The organism is Polynucleobacter brandtiae, from assembly GCF_002797575.1.
GTDB lineage: Bacteria > Pseudomonadota > Gammaproteobacteria > Burkholderiales > Burkholderiaceae > Polynucleobacter > Polynucleobacter brandtiae.
On sequence record NZ_PGTX01000003.1, the window covers coordinates 1 to 15,935 of the forward strand.

Below are 15,935 nucleotides of genomic sequence, written 5' to 3' on the forward strand. Positions count from 1 at the left end.
GCTTGTGCCAATGGTCAAAAGCTCAAGTGCTTAACCTTGATCGATGAGTTCACCAAGGAGAGTTTGTATATTGATGTAGCCGGCTCAATTAAAGGTAAGCGAGTGGTGCAGATATTAGAAGAAGTGATTGCAAAGCGGGGTTACCCTAAAGTTCTACGAAGTGACAACGGCCCGGAGTTTATTAGTACTATCTTGTTGGAATGGGCTGTAGCCAAAGGTCTACATAACCTACATATTGAACCAGGCAAGCCTTGGCAAAACGGTACTAACGAGAGCTTTAATGGCAAGTTCCGAGATGAATGTTTAGCTTTGAACTGGTTTTACAGCAGGCAGCATGCCAAGGTGATTATTGAAACTTGGCGTAAGCAAATGACCAAAGGAAATCCCTTTAGGGACAATTTAATCAGACCGCACTCCAGTTTGGATTATCAAACCCCGCTAGAGTTCGTATCTGAATGGCGCAATAACTTAAACCCTGGAGCCCATGTTTCTAAATGAAAATGGTCCGAAGAAACCAGACAGGTCACTGGCACATCGTGTAATTGACGCAAAGTACGCCAGCGCGCCTGAGTATCTCGAAGTTCATCAATTTGCTCGCCAGAATAGTGATCGATTGGAACCCCAGAAGCTTGTAGCAACACAGAAATAGAACTGGGTGGTGACTCCGATTCAGCCCAAGTTGTTTTTGGATTTGATAAAGCATTAACCACGACCACCACAATTCTCTTTAATTCATTGAGCTTAGTATCTGCACCGGACTCTTGAAGTGCCTCAAGTTGATAAATAAAGTCAAGAACCCCTCTTAAGCCTAAATTATCAGAAACGCCACCATCGACTAAATGCAAATAAGGCTCCTGACTTAAACCCTCTAACTCTTTTACCCTCTCCAGAGTTCGAGAGGCAGCCCTGGATGGATTGGGTGTTTTTGTAAAGTAATTTAGCCACTCCGAATTAGGTGATGGACATTGACCACTATAGTTATTTAATGTGATGGGAGACAGTAAGACTGGCACAGCTGAGGAGGCAGCAGCTGCACGAGCGATACGCATACTACTCATATCACTACAAAGAATATCAAAATCTGTTTGAGAAAATAAAAAGCGGGAGCCACTAGTAATGTCGGTTGCAGACGGAGCAACTACAGGGCCCTTGGTATTTTTAAAATCTGCAAAGGTAGCACCATTAAATAGAATTTCATCATAGAGATCAGCCGCCATTTCTGAGCGATTCCAACCACTGGAAACCAATTTAGGCCAAGTAATGGGATTGAGCGCTCTACCAATTAGTTCGCCCTGAATGTCCCGCTTTAAAAATCGAGTTTCGTACTCTTCAAATAATTTTTCGCCATATAGACGATATGCCAAAGCCGTAAAGCTCCCTCCGGAAACACTCGTAATGATGTCTACAGAATCGAGTAAGCGCACCTGCTCACCCTGGGCATTCCGCAACTGTGTTCGACGCAAAGCTTCTAATACGCCATAAGAAAAAGCCGCGGATCGCGTCCCACCTCCAGAAAAAGCTAGGATGACTAGATCCTTGTCTTGCATGGAGACAAGCGGTATATCTTTAAAGCCCAACTTAGAGTCACCCTCTGGTTTGGTAATCGAGGGATTAATCGGCCGGGTAGCGCAGGCAGTACAAACGGCTACTATAAATATCAGAATGAGTAAGCGACTTAAGTAACTTGTATTCATAAAAGGAGCCGCATTATTCAATATTAATTAGTCTATGGCACAGAAGCTGGAATTTACTTATCCAAAATACTAAAGCTTTTATTCCCTATTCAGTCAATATATCTGGAATAAACGTAACTTAACTTTAGAAGAGGCGTCTATTTTGTAGGTTTCAGTAGGCTTGATTATCAAGTCTTATTTATAAAGATAGTTATTACAAGCCTGCAGCACCATTTCACTAGCGTTCACATTACCCAACATTATGAAAAAAAAATTCGCCTTCCTTTTTATACTCACAGCACTCACACTTCTCGGTGGTTGCAGCACCACAACAAAGTTAGCAAGTGAATCCATGCCTCAATCTGGGTTTTTACCGGATTACTCCCTCTTAACTGCAATGACAACAACCAATGCCGATGTGCGTATCTGGAGATATCGTAAGGCAGACATCAAGCCCGGATCGTATACAGCTGTGATCCTAGATCCCGTTTACTTAAATCAAAATGCCACGCAAGAAATTACCCAAGATACGATCAATCAAGCAAAGTCTGCCTTACAGGCCTCAATGATGGAGATGATTAAAAATCGGGGTGATATTCAAATTGTTACAAAACCAGGGCCTAATGTTGTGCGCATTTCCGTTGGCATTACTGGCGCAGAGAGCACAAACAATTCTTTGCAGCCCTGGAATTTCACTCCGGTTGGTATGGCACTGACTGCAGGTACTTATGCGGCAGGCGTCAATGCAAAAACTCCAGCTATGCTGGTGGAGAGTAAGCTAGTCGATAGTGCTACCAATATATTACTGGGGGAAGGTGTGGTTACTATGCAGGGTCAGCCGTTTCGAACCATCGCTGGATCATCACAATCTTTTGTTGCCATGGCAAAAACGATTGTCCAGACATCGATAGGCACCTATAAAAATACTAGCAATGAAGCTGTTCTATTTTTCCTACCAGAGAAGTAATCTGAGTTAATAACTTCCGCGATAAAGTGACCAACGCCCTCATGACTAGTGATAAGGGCGTATATGCCGCTCGTGAGCTTATTTTTTAAATAGCAGCTGGAATAGCTTCCTCATATGCATCAGGAGCTTGAGCTCCTGATATTGAGTATTGAGTATTGAACATCACTACTGGTACCGCACTCACACCAGTATTTGTATATTTAAGTTTTGAATATCACACTTTAAGAGCATGCTCATCGCTAGCAAATACTTGCTTTGTCGCCTCGATATCTAAGCCTGCCCTGTCCACACTATCGAGTCATATTTGTAAGCTATCCACATCAAATTACCTAAGGGCACACTACATCAGATACAAAGTCTATTTATCCTATTGATCGCCTGTTGATTCTAGCGAAAAAATACGCTTCTTATAGCCAAAAAAATACCAATCCACAGATTGGTATTTTAATTTCTAGAAAATCTATCCGAAGGTGGTTTAACAGAAAACTTATTTTAAAAAATCTGTTGTCACGTCATTTTGTGGATACGGTAATTTATCAATTTGCCAAGTTTTTGTTATGCCAGACTTAAAGACCTCATTCAGGTTAATTTCGATGAAGTTTGTGCGATTTGCATAATTTGCAATTTTCATCCGATTATTTTTTAAGTCCTTTAGATTAACCCACTGTGTGTAGTCTGAAACCACACTCTTACCATCTGAAGATCGCGCTACACCAATGGGAATATCGACATTATTCAGTATGTGGCCAGCAGCTTGCATAGCGTCAGTACTATTACTTGGCTGATAGACAAACTGCTTTAAATAAGTTGCCCTGACAAAGCGAGATGGTGGCGTGTAATCCGCTGGCAAACCTAGTAAGCCACCACCCTGCCCTAGTTCAGTGACATTCGTATTGCCGACAGTCACAGCTGCTGTTGCAGTAGAGGTGAGCGATAGATAGTTACGCACATTATTCAAGTGCCAGTCATAAGTTGGCGCATTGGTCAACACTCCGGCCACATTATCGTGGATCACCATTTGACCCTTAACAAATTCAACAACAATACTGTCTCCACCACGATCTGTGAGTACAAGGTGTAACCATGGTGGAGTTGGCAATCCCTTGACTTCGCTTGGATCGAACCACACCTTATATTTAGGAAGCTCATTGCGTAACTCCTTGACTGAGCCGAACATGCCCAAAATGAATCCACCTAAGTTCAATATAGAAACATAATTCTTATCCTGCGGAGTAACTGCCTGGTATTGAGTAAAACCAGGTAAAAAATTGCCACTCATTGCAAGTCCCGATTCATTTTGACCCTCCAAATATGCAGGAGGTCCAGCCAATACGCCAGGTGCAATTGCGACAAACGCATACTTACTGGCCAAGGTTGTTACAGGCAATTTTAGGGAGGCTGGGGCACTAAGGGAGATGGGGGTACCCTTGGGATTAGCGGTAAGTTGCCACTTCATATCAAAAGCCCATTCCATGGTTCTTCCAGCTACAACCGAGCCATCTTTTGAAACTATATTGACCGCGGTACAAGCATGACTTACTAGCGGAGCAAATGCCAAGGTAGCCGAGACTGAGGTAGCTACTATTTTTTTAATGATTGTTTGTTTCATTGGGACTCCTGAAGACGGGTGGAACTCGATACGAAAAGCATAACATTGATGAGAAACGAATACCTTCTTTTTTAAGGAAAACCTAAGGATGGGGAGATACTCTATGATCTAGGTTAATCTACACATGTCAAATCTTCTAAACTCCTGGGCGCTTTCAGCGCTAGCTAATAGCAGCTCTATATCCCTGGATTGTCAGGTCTGCGTGACACTTCAAAGCCCTGGTTGGGAGTCTATTCCCGGAGGCTTTGATCTTCACTTATTGGAATTAGTCGGAACCTTGAGGCCAGAGGACGCCCCCGAAATGTGGGATGAATATCATCCGGAAGGTACCAATCTCTGGTCTGATGATGCTCCAATAGCACCCACATATCACCCCTATAACCGCTGCGATATTTATCAGTGCAGCGCATGCAACAACAAATATTTACGCTATGGGGAATATGGTGGCTACTATGTCGAAGAGCGCATAAGGCCGCTGATCCCCGAGCTAATAGTGCACCTGTAAGGGATATTCCTTGCTGGCTAACTTTCCTGGTTTGAATAGCTGCTAAGCGCAACCAAATACGTAACTCCCAATAGATCAACCTAGTTTTCAGCAATGATTTAGTATATAAATACTTTATCAAGTATGGGCCTTAATTAATAGCAATTCACAACAAAACCAAAGAAAAATATTGATCGACTGGAGACATCAATGACTCAAATCACTCAAACAAATCAAGCTGCTTTTTTCAATCTTTCTGGTGTCATTCGAACACTCTTGATTGCATTAACTATGCTCGCTGGTGGCACTCCTATTGCTCTAGCTCAAACTGATTATCCCAATAAGCCCATTCGATTTATTGTTCCTTTTCCAGCCGGTGGGGCAACTGATAACATCGCTCGCCCATTGCAAAATGAACTTCTCAATACGGTTAAGTGGAATGTGATCATCGACAACAAGCCAGGAGCAGGCGGTAATATAGGCGCTGAAATTGCCTCTAAGTCACCAGCGGATGGCTATACCTGGCTCATGGCTTCAGTTGGAACACATGGTATCAATCTCCCGCTCTATACCCAGGGTGGCGGCAAATTACCCTTTGACCCTATTAAAGACTTTACCCCAATCACACTAGTTGCAGAGCTACCTAATGTGCTGGTTATAAACCCAGAATTTGCAGCTAAAAATAAGATAAATTCTGTAAATGACTTAATCGCTTATGCAAAAGTAAACCCGGGTAAGGTCAATATGGCTTCCAGTGGTAATGGCACTTCGATCCATATGGCTGGAGAGCTTTTTAAATCGATGACTAAAACCTATATGGTGCACCTACCCTATAAGGGCAGTCCGCCCGCCGTAACCGACTTGATAGCGGGTAACGTAGATATTATGTTCGACAACCTGCCTTCCTCCATCAACTTTATTCGCTCTGGGCGCCTAAAGGCTTTAGCTGTCACGAGTGCTAAACGCTCTCCTGCATTTCCAGACCTACCAACTATTGCAGAGGCAGCTAACTTACCAAGCTACGAGGCGACCTCATGGTTTGGTGTTGTGGGTCCTGCCAACATGCCTGTTGATATTTTAAATAAAGACAGCGCTACCCTAATGGCGGCTATTAATAGCCCAACCGTAAAAGAAAAGTATTTAGCTATGGGTGCACAGCCGGTTGGCAACACCCCCACCCAATTCTCAGTTTTTATTAAAAATGAAATTGCCAAGTGGACTAAGGTGGTGAAAGACTCTGGTGCTAAAGTAGATTAATCAACTCTAATCAAGCGACTGCAGTACAAAAGAGGGGCTTGGCCCCTCTTTTCTATTCTCAAACAATACCGCTCTATCAATCGTTTACTGGCCTAGTTGCGATAATAGCTTGCTAGGCGAGATCACTTCTTGATCCTGCACTAACTCAATCAGTGCGCCCTGATTGCTAGCCATGGCCTCTGAAAATGCAGCAGCAAACTCCTCGGTCTTGCTCACACGAAATGCCGGGATGCCAAAACTATCAGCAAACTTAATAAAGTCTGGATTGGTTAATTCAGTCGCAATAACGCGCGACTTAAACTCACGCTCTTGATGCATCCGAATCGTTCCCAGCATGCTGTTATTCACCACAAGAATGATGGGATAGGCTCCGTAACGGGCTGCTGTTGCAAGCTCCTGGCAATTCATCATGAAATCACCATCACCACATACTGCAATGACAACCCGATCTGGGTGCACTAATTTAGCTGCAATCGCTGCTGGTAAACCATACCCCATTGAACCATTCGCGGGGGCTAGCTGAGTCCGCATATCACCATAGGGATAAAAACGATGTACCCAGGTAGCAAAATTACCTGCTCCATTTGTGACGATGGCATTGCGCGGAATAAGCTCTTTTAATGAGGACATGATTTGCGCTAATTGCAAATCACCGGGTACAGTTACCGGGGCTGAAAATGTTAAATACTCAGTATGGGCAGTAGTCATCGCTTGGCGATCATATTGCCCGCCCATACTTATCTCGGTTAAGGCTTTACAAAAATGGTCGGGGCTGCAATTGATTGCAAAGTCTGGGCGATACACGCGACCGAGCTCTTCAGGCCCGGAAAGTACATGAATCAGTTTCGCTTTGATTTGTGGAGGAGTCAGTATGGAGTAGCCTGCCGTCGTCATCTCCCCTAAACGCTCTCCAATCACCAATAAGACATCAGCCTCTTTGATCCGTTTCACTAGGGCAGGATTTGCACCAATTCCAAGATCACCAGCAAAGCAAGGATCTAGGTTATCAATCAGATCCTGCGAACGAAAACTGGTCGCTACAGGCAAGCCTTCGCGATTAGCCCATTTTTTTAAATGGTCACAAGGCACCTTACTCCAATTACCACCACCCGCAATCATCATCGGGTTCTTGGCGGCTGAAAAATGACTCATAGCCTGCAAAAATGCCTCTTGGTCAAGGCCCGGTTGCACAATATGGGCCGCTGCAACTGGATGCTCTGACCCCATCATGTACAACACATCCTCTGGCAAAGCGAGCACTACAGGCCCCTTACGCCCTGCTTGCGCGACATGAAAAGCATGCGAAACAAATTCATCGATGCGGTCTACGCGATCAATACTCCCAACCCATTTTGCGCATTCAGAATACATACGGCGATAGTCAATTTCCTGAAAGGCTTCACGCTCGACCATATCTGTACCCACCTGACCAACCAATAACACCATTGGGGTTGAGTCTTGATATGCAGTATGAATACCGATCATGGCATTAGAGGCGCCCGGACCGCGTGTCACCATCACAATGCCAGGCTTACCGGTTAGCTTCGCATAGGCCTCAGCCATATAGGCAGCACCGCCCTCCTGCCTACAAGTCACAAACTGAAACTTTGGGTGATCAACTAAGCCATTTAATAGTGGTAAAAAACTTTCACCCGGAACTCCAAAGCCAAGCTCCGCCCCCTGCCTTATAAGGGCATTGGCTAGGATCTGCCCGCCATTGAGCAACTGATTTGGTGTCCCCATTGCGTTCTTACTTTCTTTGTTATAAGTTGCTTTGCAATACATCAATATAAAGCTAGCGTTTTGAAAATTATGACATTTTTGCAGTCCCCTCGGGTAATTCTGGGTTGAGCGATCTTGGCAGCCCCATTCAAGGTGCCCTCAGGAATAAATAAGGTTCAGTGATATCGAGGATGATTGCTGGGACACCACCAAGATCCCCTATACTGAGATTCTAAGTTTGTACCACCCAACACGATCAAAAAAATTGCTAAGAGATTGAGATGAGACTATTTAACTTTGAAGATGCAACAGGCCAAAGCAGAATCGGGGCGCTATTAAAAGATCAGCCCACTCAATATATCGATTTATGTGCTACAGATTTACAGATCCCTAATAACCTACTAGAAGTGATTCAATCACAAGATTTATTAGGTCGAGCTGCAAAAGCAATGAGTCAGTCTGACTCAGTCAAGGGGAATATTAAGGATATTCTTTATAAGCTTCCAATTGAGTGGCCTGGGAAAATTGTTTGCATGGGCTTAAATTACGCAGATCATGCTAAAGAGGGCGGAAACGCGAGGCCTGAATATCCCAGTTTTTTTATGCGAGGACCAAGCTCTCTTACAGCCCATGCGAGCCCAATGATTCGACCCCGAGTTTCAGATAAACTCGATTACGAAGCAGAGCTTGCTTTTGTAATTGGCAAAAAAATACGGTATGCCACCCTAGATAATGCACTTGACTGTATTGCTGGGTATAGCATCTTTAATGATGGCAGCCTGCGAGACTATCAGCGTAAAACAACCCAATGGACTATCGGCAAAAACTTTGACAAGACGGGTGGATTTGGCCCTTATTTAGTGACTCCCGATGAGCTACCCCCTGGATGTCATGGCTTGAACATTCAATCCCGCCTAAATGGCCAGGTAATGCAAAACGCGAACACCAAAGATTTTCTTTGGGGAGTTGCGGAAACGATTGTTTTAATTACTGAATGCATGACTCTAGAGCCGGGAGATTTAGTCATTACTGGAACCCCTGCTGGCGTAGGCTACGCTAGAAATCCCCCTGTGTTTATGAAGCCAGGGGATATCTGTGAAATTGAAATTGAATCCATTGGCATACTGAGCAATACGATCGCAGACGAATGAGTCAAGCTAATAATGAATGCCAAATGATTTCAGGAAATTACTTCTTTGCCTGAGTAAATTGGGGTTGGCGTTTTTCTAAAAATGCTGAAATCCCCTCTCGGTAGTCGCTTCCCAAGAAGACATCTCTGCGTAAGCTTTGCAGATATTCAAAAACCAATGGATTAAGAGATGCCGAGTCGGCTAAAACTTGTGCCTGAGCTTTAAAGGCGCTATTAGCCTGCGGGGAGCGTAAGGCAATTGTTTTGGCGATCTCGTAAGTCTTTGACTCGAGCTCGCTGGCAGCTACCAAGTGATTCAATATACCCACTTGAACTGCTCTATCCGCTCCGATCGGCTCAGCTGTGAGAAACATTTCCTTCACAACATGCAACGGCATCCGACTCATAAAGTGCAAGATTCCGCTAGCTGTGTAAGGCAAACCTAATTTAGCAGGCGTAATGGCGAAGGTTGAATCATGATCTCCAATCGCCATGTCACAGCTCATAATCAAATCCGTTGAGGCACCCCATACCGTTCCATCTACCATAGCAATCACTGGGGCACGAAAGGCACGCACTACTTGCATCAATCGCATTACTGGATCTGAGGCTGGCAAGGGATCTCTTTCAGATTTTGGTAACTCAAGCACGTCATGTCCAGAAGACCAGACCTGCTGTTTGCTATCCGATCGTAATACAACTACCCGGATATCTTGCTGACCAAACTCCAACAATGCATCTTCCATTTCCTCGATCAAAGGCTCACTTAAGGCATTACGCTTGATGTAGTGGTCAAAGCGAATGGTGCCAATCAATCCGGAATGCTCGACTTTAATATAAGAGTAATTCATAGGTCTAATCCCCATTGGTTTTACTGATCCAGGGCCCATCATATCTAATTATGAAGGGGGCGACTCTTATCTACCGGTGTGACTTGAATTTTTGACCTACCTCACTACTGAGGCGCACATCGATCACTCCATGTTTTAGCCAGCTTGACCTTGAGGCCAAGCGTAATTGCTTAACTCACCTTATAAATAAATGAATTGAGGCCAAAATTGAGCTCTGAGTAAAGGGCTATGTAATGCGCTTGTTCGTTTATGTTCAGGTTTTGACTTGAAGGACTGATGCAAATTCGGACAGCCTGGCATAGGTTAAAGCAACAATAACTGAATAGGCATAAAAATTAATCTTGCCACAATAAATCGAGTTATTTTTTGACTTCTAAGGTATATCCCTTATTACGGAAAAGCCTAACACACGCTTGAACTACCTGAGGATCAAATAACTTACCACTATTGCTAGTAATTTCATTAAGGGCAGCCTCTATACCAAGAGCCTGTCTATAGGGTCGATGTGAACACATCGCTTCAACTACATCAGCAACAGCTATGATTTTTGCCTCAAGCAAAATTGCCTCTTTTTTTAACTTATTTGGGTAGCCGCTACCATCCAGTCTTTCATGATGCTGCAGGATGACTGAGGAGATAGGCCAAGGAAAATCGATATCTCTCAGTATTTCGTATCCAGCCTGAGCATGCGTTTGTACTAGTTGATATTCAGGTGCGGTCAGTTTAGTAGGCTTTGAAAGTATTTCGGCAGGAATACCTATTTTCCCAATGTCATGCACATATCCTGCAAAACGAAGCCCTTTAACAATGTGTTCACCAAGACCCATTTCTATACCGATCGCTGCGGCAAGCTCTCCCACTCTTCGCTCATGTCCAGCAGTATAGGGATCGCGTTGCTCGACCATCAGCGATACTGCACGAAGCGTACTCTCTACAGCCGTCTCTAGCTTAGCGATATAACGCGCAACCTCATCTTCTGCAATCGAGCGCATCAGCTCTGAAGATTTCAGTACTGATGAAACTTTTTCCATTTGCTCAGCAGATTGTGTCAATGTATTTTTTGCAACTTGTTTAGCATTACTGGCCGCATCCAAAACAGCAGCAGCAACTTTTTCGGCAGCACGCGCCGTATTGTGAGCAATGACTTGTTGCGCTGCTTCTGCCGCCTTTTCAGCTAGATCAGCAGCAATCTTTGCGGATTCGTTTGTGAGCTCCACAGCACGATTTACTGCATCAAGAGCTTCAGAAGCAGATATAGTTGCCGCTATTTCTGAGTTCTTTGCTGCCCTCTCAATGCTTGTAGTAATTATCTCCATCGCTTTGGATACATCTTGTTCTATTAGTTTTTTAGCTGTCTGAGCAACCAGATGCATTGTGTCAGCAAGGGCTCTTGATGACTGCGAAGAAGCTGTTGCTGCTTTTTGCACTGCAACGATGACTAATTTTGCCGCCTTATCTACCGATAAAGCCGAAACATTAGCAGCCTCTGAAACTGCTTGCGCTACGATTTTGGAGGCATCTTGCGCATCCTTGATAGCGAGAAGTTTTGCTAGTTCTGCCGCTTTTTCTGCTGCTATTGAAATCTCATCTGATGTATGTAGCGCTAAATTAAGTGCCGCTGTAAGAGCCTCATGACTTATACGCTCCCTTTCCATCATAGCTAAACTAAGATCTCCTGAGGGCAAATCTGATGAATTTGTAAATGGCATAAGGTAAAAAGAAATGATTACTTTTAATGTACATCAATGGACTAAGCAGTCAAAACAAATAATGAAGTCAATGTCTCAGAGTACATTATGATTGAATGCGGCGACTTATATCGTTACTTAAAGTAAGGCTTGAGTTCAGCTCAAACGTTTTAAATCTACGACGGAATAGACCTAAAAACTGGATGTTGGGCTCTATCTACTGAGTTAAGCTCGGGGCTGCCCCACTAACAACCAAATAGAAGAGGTATCCCCATCCCAATACCAAAATGAGCCCTATCAAATATTGGGGGAACCGAATTGCTTGCTCAGGGAGGCCCTGTTTTTTGCCGTTCACCATTGCTCTTACTAAGTTCTCTTTTTGAACCAAACTCATGATGACTGCGGCGACAACGTGAATAATTATTAATGCCAAGGCTAGGCTCGAAATTACTTCGTGCGCCTCGCTCATGAAATCCCCAAGAAACTCTTTAACACTCAAGTAGCCCGTGAGTCCGATAAAGAGAATGATCAACATTAGTCCAATCATCACCATGCCTCCGACTGGATTATGTCCAGGTGTGTCATGCTGATGACCGCTCAATAAGACCTTAAGGTGCCCAATCATGTCTTTGGGGCCTTTAATGAACTGAGAAAAGCGAGCGTATCTCGTTCCAATGACGCCCCAAACCATACGAAATAACACTAGCGCACAGGCAGAATAACCAAATGCATAGTGAATCATTTGTAGGCGCTCGCTTTCCGAAGTCAGCCAGGCACCAGCAAAACAAATCACCAAGAGCCAATGGAAAACACGAGTGGGTACATCCCACACTAAAATACTTTGCTTATTGTTCATTTGGAAGATATTGAAACATTTTTTTCTCCGTAGATACCTTCAGCTGCACTAGCTAAGTGCTCTGACATCAGACCGTCATACTTGTGCGCCATTTTTGTAAGAATGATGTGCTTCTTGCGTCCATCCTCTTTATCCAAAACCAACTTAAAGTAGCCATGTCTTACCAAGCTCTTGATTCTGCCATGGAGCGTGGCTTGTGAACCAAATTTTCTTAAATAGAGTATGTCTCCAACCAGTAATTGTTCATCACGATTATCCGCAAGCAGAGCATGCTCCAGTAACTGAAGCTCTGTAGCGTCCAACTGCTTATATGGGCTGGAAGACTTATCTGCTAATACGGCAGAAAGGAATCGCAGATACATTGACATACTTATGCCACTTCAATTACTTGAGTAATGATTAAATGAAAAAAAATATTGGACATTTATACGGCCTCTTTCAGTGCTAAAAATTGCTGTGTTTAATAGCGTAAAAGAAAACTTAAATAAAAAAGTTTTAATTAGAATAATTTATGGGAATGAGACCCGCTCTAATTCGCTAGAGAGGACGACTGTTACGTTTGGCTGAAGGAATCAAGTGCTGTAACAGTTATCAGCCTTGATCTACTATTATCCTACTCTCTAATTATTTGAATAGATACAACTTATTAATCCCCAGTAAAACGCTCTACTTAAATAATGGAATGGGGCATTTGAATAACCCAAGAATTACATCTCTCTAGATGAGTATTGGGTTTGGTGCTTTAGGGGGCATTTATAAAAAAATTGCAAGTAATACAGGGGTGCTAATAATTAGAAAAGTATCTTACTCAGCACTTTTTTATTTACTCTAAGGTCTGACATCACATGCTTTTTTTCAAAAAAATACAAAAGCTATTGAGGGGTATTTGCCTAGGGGAGCAGTTACCCAAACTACTCATTAAATCTACGAGGTTATATACCTAATTGATAACGGGGTATCAAACTAGGGTCTGTAGCTTTCGATCTTTATACTGAGAGCCTCTACTGCTTTAGTCAGTGCCAAAAGCTCTTTTTCTTTGAGCATATCAATTTTTTGGTGAAGCAGCTCTATTTCTAATTCGGCTTTAATATTGATCTCAAAATCACTGCTAGCCTGCTGGCGATCTACTTCAGATAAGCGATTCTGACTCATCATAATGACGGGCGCTGTATATGCCGCCTGAAAGGACAACATCAGATTTAACAGGATGAACGGGTAAGGATCCCATGGGCTAGCCCCAAACAAGGCGTTATACAAAATCCATGCAAAGATACAAATACTTTGTCCGATGATAAATCGCCACGATCCCACTGTTCGCGCTACGGCATCTGAAATCTTCTGCCCCACAGTAAGCTGTATTGGGATTTCCTGAAAATGAGAAGTAGCCGTCTTATTAATGCGCTGTCTATGCTTACGCCGATGCGCTCTTAATGACTCTAAGATGAGTAACTCGTCGTGTGTTGGAGAGATCATGGTAACTTTCCCTTTAGTTTTAGTTTATGTTTATGTTTATGTTTTAGTTAATTTAGTAAATAAACTCAGCTGTGTAAGCTTTTTGGATGATGTGTTTTAAGTTAGCCTAAGTTTCGACTTCTTCAGCTCTAGTCACCCATAGTGCCATCAATATAAAAGCCACCAAAGCACAGCTGCCAGAAAATAAGAAAGCATAAAGCGGAGCAACGGATTCGTATATCCAGCCAAAGATAAATGAAGCTGGAAACAGCATCAGCCCAGTGATTAAATTAAACCAACCAAATGCTGTACCGGCTAATCCTTTAGGTGCCATATCTGCTACGAATGCCTTCTCCACTCCTTCTGTTGCAGCCTTAAATAGACCATAGATTCCAAAGAGGCCAAATATTTGATAGACAGAAATTCCGGGTAATCCCATTGCAAAATAAAAGAAGGCAAACGCTATCCAAGCAATCAAAATAAAACGTTTACGTCCAAAGGTATCTGATAAGGCTGATAAAGGCGCTCCAAACAACGTTGTAATGAGTGAGATAGCCGCCCAAAGCAAGGGGATTTGTTCTTGCGGAACCCCTGCCTCTCTAGCCCTCAATAAGAGAAACATATCTGATGAATTTGCCAATGCAAAAATACCGGCGACAACGAGATACCTCTTAAATTGATTGGGCATTCCCTCTAATGACCAACTAAAACGATTTGCCTGAGGAACAGCTTCTCTATACGGCTCTTTGATACATAGAGCCAAGGTAATTGTGATCACTGCTGGCACTATTGCCCACAGAAATATATCTCTCAGTGGTACTCCTAAAGATAAAAACATGGCGGCTAATAGCGGGCCAACTACTGCGCCTGCATTGTCCATCGATCGATGTAGGCCAAAAGTAATGCCCCGTTGATTTTCTTGAACAGTTTCCGCTAAGAGCGCATCTCTGGGTGAACTTCTTAAGCCCTTACCCATGCGGTCTGTAAAGCGAATCGCTAAAACCCACAACCATGAATTGGCCAACACAATGAGAGGTCTACCAATACCAGCCAGCGTGTAGCCCAACACAATCCATGGCTTGGCTTTTTTAGTGCGGTCAACAATGACGCCAGACACTAACTTAAAGATACTAGAAGTAGCCTCAGCAATACCCTCAATAATGCCCAGCGCTTTTGGCCCAGCCATTAATACTGTTGCTAAGTACATTGGCATGAGCGGGTAAAGCATTTCACTAGCCGAGTCATTTACAAAGCTAATAAGCCCAATAAGCCAAACGGTGCGAGGCAGGGCAAAAAGAGTTTTTAACATAATAGGTGCAATTTACCCTTATTTTGTCTCTTCAAGTGGTGTTTGTAGATTGGGCTATCGGTGGTAACCAGATAAATCGCAAACAAGGTGAATCAATAATCTACTACTTTGCAATTTTAACTGGAGGCGGTATTCAAGAACTATAAAAAATACTATAGCTATTTAATTTTTATCATCACTTTACTTAACAATTGAAGGAGGATAAGCTAGTAGAGTGGTTACTAGAAAAGGAAAAAAAATGAAAATATTAGTTGCCGTTGATGGCTCCAAAACTTCCCTCAAGGCTGTAAAGTACGCTATAACTCTAGCGAAACAGCTTGAGAAAAAGCCTACACTGACCTTAATCAATGTTCATGATGACGAGCCATTAAATCGCATTAAGAATTTTGTTGGCAAAACTGAGGTTGAAAATTACCTTATTGAGACAAGTCAAAAAGAACTAAAGCCAACCCAAAAGATTTTGAATGATTCTGGTATTAAGCACAGCTTTGTTATTGAGCTGGGACATATTTCTGAATCGATAGTGAACTTTGCCAACAAAGGTAAATTTGATCTCATCATCATGGGGGGTAAGGGACGCACTGGGATTGCGGACGTTATTTTAGGTTCTGTAACGCAAAGGGTTTCAAGCTTGGCTAAGCAGCCAGTTCTTTTAATTAAGTAGTCCCAATTTAGCCAGGGCCATGAGTCTTTTCTTATTATTATTTTCTCCACTTCTCTTTGGACTCTATTGGCTTATTCGATATCAAATTCATCAAGCCCGAATACGGTCTTTGGTTGATCAGTATGGTTTTAGTAAGGATAAATTAAGACCACTAAAAAGTGCTCAACTTCAAAAACTCATTTCAGAGCTTGATGATCTCAGATCTGCTAACCAGCCTTTTGAATTAGAGGCTCTGGCTAAAAAATATCGCTAACTACGGTTTAACCGACCCAAA

Annotated in this window: 16 protein-coding genes; 7 read left to right on the forward strand and 9 right to left on the reverse strand. The window is 43.0% G+C overall.

The features are described from left to right. Positions 1–498, forward strand: a 498-nt coding sequence (locus tag B0G85_RS06130) for an integrase core domain-containing protein (protein WP_157799293.1), incomplete at its 5' end; no start/stop codon positions are given. Here the strand turns inward: B0G85_RS06130 and B0G85_RS06135 are convergent. Continuing rightward, positions 429–1,694: a patatin-like phospholipase family protein gene (locus tag B0G85_RS06135; protein WP_100379585.1), complete on the reverse strand. Its 1,266-nt coding sequence runs from the start codon at positions 1,692–1,694 to the stop codon at positions 429–431. The two genes, B0G85_RS06130 and B0G85_RS06135, sit on opposite strands and share 70 nt — an antisense overlap. A 241-nt stretch (positions 1,695–1,935) precedes the next feature. On the opposite strand from B0G85_RS06135, the gene B0G85_RS06140 reads away from it, so the two are divergent. After that, entirely contained in the window at positions 1,936–2,640 is a 705-nt protein-coding gene (locus tag B0G85_RS06140; RefSeq protein WP_100379586.1) for a DUF3313 domain-containing protein, read from the forward strand. Between the two features lie 487 nt (positions 2,641–3,127). Here B0G85_RS06140 and B0G85_RS06145 read toward each other — a convergent pair whose 3' ends face one another. Then, positions 3,128–4,249, reverse strand: a complete 1,122-nt coding sequence (locus B0G85_RS06145; protein WP_198508747.1) for a choloylglycine hydrolase family protein — start codon at positions 4,247–4,249, stop codon at positions 3,128–3,130. Positions 4,250–4,373: 124 nt separating this feature from the next. Between B0G85_RS06145 and B0G85_RS10270 the strand changes: the two genes are divergently transcribed. After that, positions 4,374–4,754 (forward strand): hypothetical protein, encoded by a 381-nt coding sequence (locus B0G85_RS10270; RefSeq protein WP_157799294.1) that lies wholly within the window; start codon positions 4,374–4,376, stop codon positions 4,752–4,754. A gap of 270 nt (positions 4,755–5,024) precedes the next feature. Next, on the forward strand, positions 5,025–5,990 hold the full coding sequence (locus B0G85_RS06150) for a tripartite tricarboxylate transporter substrate binding protein (protein WP_232725992.1): 966 nt from the start codon (positions 5,025–5,027) through the stop codon (positions 5,988–5,990). Positions 5,991–6,074: 84 nt separating this feature from the next. Here B0G85_RS06150 and B0G85_RS06155 read toward each other — a convergent pair whose 3' ends face one another. Then, positions 6,075–7,733, reverse strand: coding sequence for a thiamine pyrophosphate-binding protein (locus B0G85_RS06155; RefSeq protein ID WP_100379588.1), 1,659 nt, complete (start codon positions 7,731–7,733; stop codon positions 6,075–6,077). 260 nt (positions 7,734–7,993) lie between these two features. Between B0G85_RS06155 and B0G85_RS06160 the strand changes: the two genes are divergently transcribed. Next, entirely contained in the window at positions 7,994–8,863 is an 870-nt protein-coding gene (locus B0G85_RS06160; protein WP_100379589.1) for a fumarylacetoacetate hydrolase family protein, read from the forward strand. A gap of 37 nt (positions 8,864–8,900) precedes the next feature. Here the strand turns inward: B0G85_RS06160 and scpB are convergent, their stop codons facing one another. The 6 genes from scpB to B0G85_RS06190 form a co-directional block, all read right to left on the reverse strand. Further along, complete coding sequence (gene scpB / locus B0G85_RS06165) at positions 8,901–9,692, reverse strand: methylmalonyl-CoA decarboxylase (RefSeq protein ID WP_157799295.1); 792 nt, start codon at positions 9,690–9,692, stop codon at positions 8,901–8,903. 359 nt (positions 9,693–10,051) lie between these two features. Next, positions 10,052–11,350, reverse strand: a complete 1,299-nt coding sequence (locus B0G85_RS06170) for an HD-GYP domain-containing protein (protein WP_198508748.1) — start codon at positions 11,348–11,350, stop codon at positions 10,052–10,054. Between the two features lie 247 nt (positions 11,351–11,597). Next, positions 11,598–12,236 carry a cytochrome b/b6 domain-containing protein gene (locus B0G85_RS06175; RefSeq protein ID WP_100379592.1) on the reverse strand — a complete coding sequence of 213 codons (639 nt, stop codon included), beginning with the start codon at positions 12,234–12,236 and terminating at the stop codon, positions 11,598–11,600. Continuing rightward, positions 12,233–12,604, reverse strand: a complete 372-nt coding sequence (locus B0G85_RS06180) for a MarR family transcriptional regulator (protein WP_100379593.1) — start codon at positions 12,602–12,604, stop codon at positions 12,233–12,235. Before B0G85_RS06180 ends, B0G85_RS06175 begins: the two co-directional genes overlap by 4 nt. 595 nt (positions 12,605–13,199) lie before the next feature. Next, complete coding sequence (locus B0G85_RS06185) at positions 13,200–13,709, reverse strand: DUF1003 domain-containing protein (protein WP_100379594.1); 510 nt, start codon at positions 13,707–13,709, stop codon at positions 13,200–13,202. A gap of 106 nt (positions 13,710–13,815) precedes the next feature. Then, the gene (locus B0G85_RS06190) at positions 13,816–14,997 is read right to left on the reverse strand and encodes an MFS transporter (protein ID WP_100379595.1); all 1,182 of its coding nucleotides are present in this window, start codon (positions 14,995–14,997) and stop codon (positions 13,816–13,818) included. A 238-nt stretch (positions 14,998–15,235) separates the two neighbouring features. On the opposite strand from B0G85_RS06190, the gene B0G85_RS06195 reads away from it, so the two are divergent. Both B0G85_RS06195 and B0G85_RS06200 read left to right on the forward strand, forming a co-directional pair. Beyond that, complete coding sequence (locus B0G85_RS06195) at positions 15,236–15,661, forward strand: universal stress protein (protein WP_100379596.1); 426 nt, start codon at positions 15,236–15,238, stop codon at positions 15,659–15,661. Positions 15,662–15,680: 19 nt separating this feature from the next. Beyond that, on the forward strand, positions 15,681–15,914 hold the full coding sequence (locus tag B0G85_RS06200; RefSeq protein ID WP_100379597.1) for a hypothetical protein: 234 nt from the start codon (positions 15,681–15,683) through the stop codon (positions 15,912–15,914). Positions 15,915–15,935: the final 21 nt, after the last annotated feature.

Excerpts from the sequence above, each read along its gene's own strand:
- B0G85_RS06145 (WP_198508747.1), bottom strand. The coding sequence starts at position 4,249 with ATGAAACAAACAATCATTAAAAAAATAGTAGCTACCTCAGTCTCGGCT.
- B0G85_RS06170 (WP_198508748.1), bottom strand. The coding sequence starts at position 11,350 with ATGATGGAAAGGGAGCGTATAAGTCATGAGGCTCTTACAGCGGCACTT.
- B0G85_RS06150 (WP_232725992.1), top strand. The coding sequence starts at position 5,025 with ATGCTCGCTGGTGGCACTCCTATTGCTCTAGCTCAAACTGATTATCCC.
- B0G85_RS06200 (WP_100379597.1), top strand. The coding sequence starts at position 15,681 with ATGAGTCTTTTCTTATTATTATTTTCTCCACTTCTCTTTGGACTCTAT.
- B0G85_RS06175 (WP_100379592.1), bottom strand. The coding sequence starts at position 12,236 with ATGAACAATAAGCAAAGTATTTTAGTGTGGGATGTACCCACTCGTGTT.
- B0G85_RS10270 (WP_157799294.1), top strand. The coding sequence starts at position 4,374 with ATGTCAAATCTTCTAAACTCCTGGGCGCTTTCAGCGCTAGCTAATAGC.
- B0G85_RS06160 (WP_100379589.1), top strand. The coding sequence starts at position 7,994 with ATGAGACTATTTAACTTTGAAGATGCAACAGGCCAAAGCAGAATCGGG.
- B0G85_RS06180 (WP_100379593.1), bottom strand. The coding sequence starts at position 12,604 with ATGTCAATGTATCTGCGATTCCTTTCTGCCGTATTAGCAGATAAGTCT.
- B0G85_RS06190 (WP_100379595.1), bottom strand. The coding sequence starts at position 14,997 with ATGTTAAAAACTCTTTTTGCCCTGCCTCGCACCGTTTGGCTTATTGGG.
- B0G85_RS06155 (WP_100379588.1), bottom strand. The coding sequence starts at position 7,733 with ATGGGGACACCAAATCAGTTGCTCAATGGCGGGCAGATCCTAGCCAAT.
- B0G85_RS06135 (WP_100379585.1), bottom strand. The coding sequence starts at position 1,694 with ATGAATACAAGTTACTTAAGTCGCTTACTCATTCTGATATTTATAGTA.
- B0G85_RS06185 (WP_100379594.1), bottom strand. The coding sequence starts at position 13,709 with ATGATCTCTCCAACACACGACGAGTTACTCATCTTAGAGTCATTAAGA.
- B0G85_RS06140 (WP_100379586.1), top strand. The coding sequence starts at position 1,936 with ATGAAAAAAAAATTCGCCTTCCTTTTTATACTCACAGCACTCACACTT.
- B0G85_RS06195 (WP_100379596.1), top strand. The coding sequence starts at position 15,236 with ATGAAAATATTAGTTGCCGTTGATGGCTCCAAAACTTCCCTCAAGGCT.
- scpB (WP_157799295.1), bottom strand. The coding sequence starts at position 9,692 with ATGAATTACTCTTATATTAAAGTCGAGCATTCCGGATTGATTGGCACC.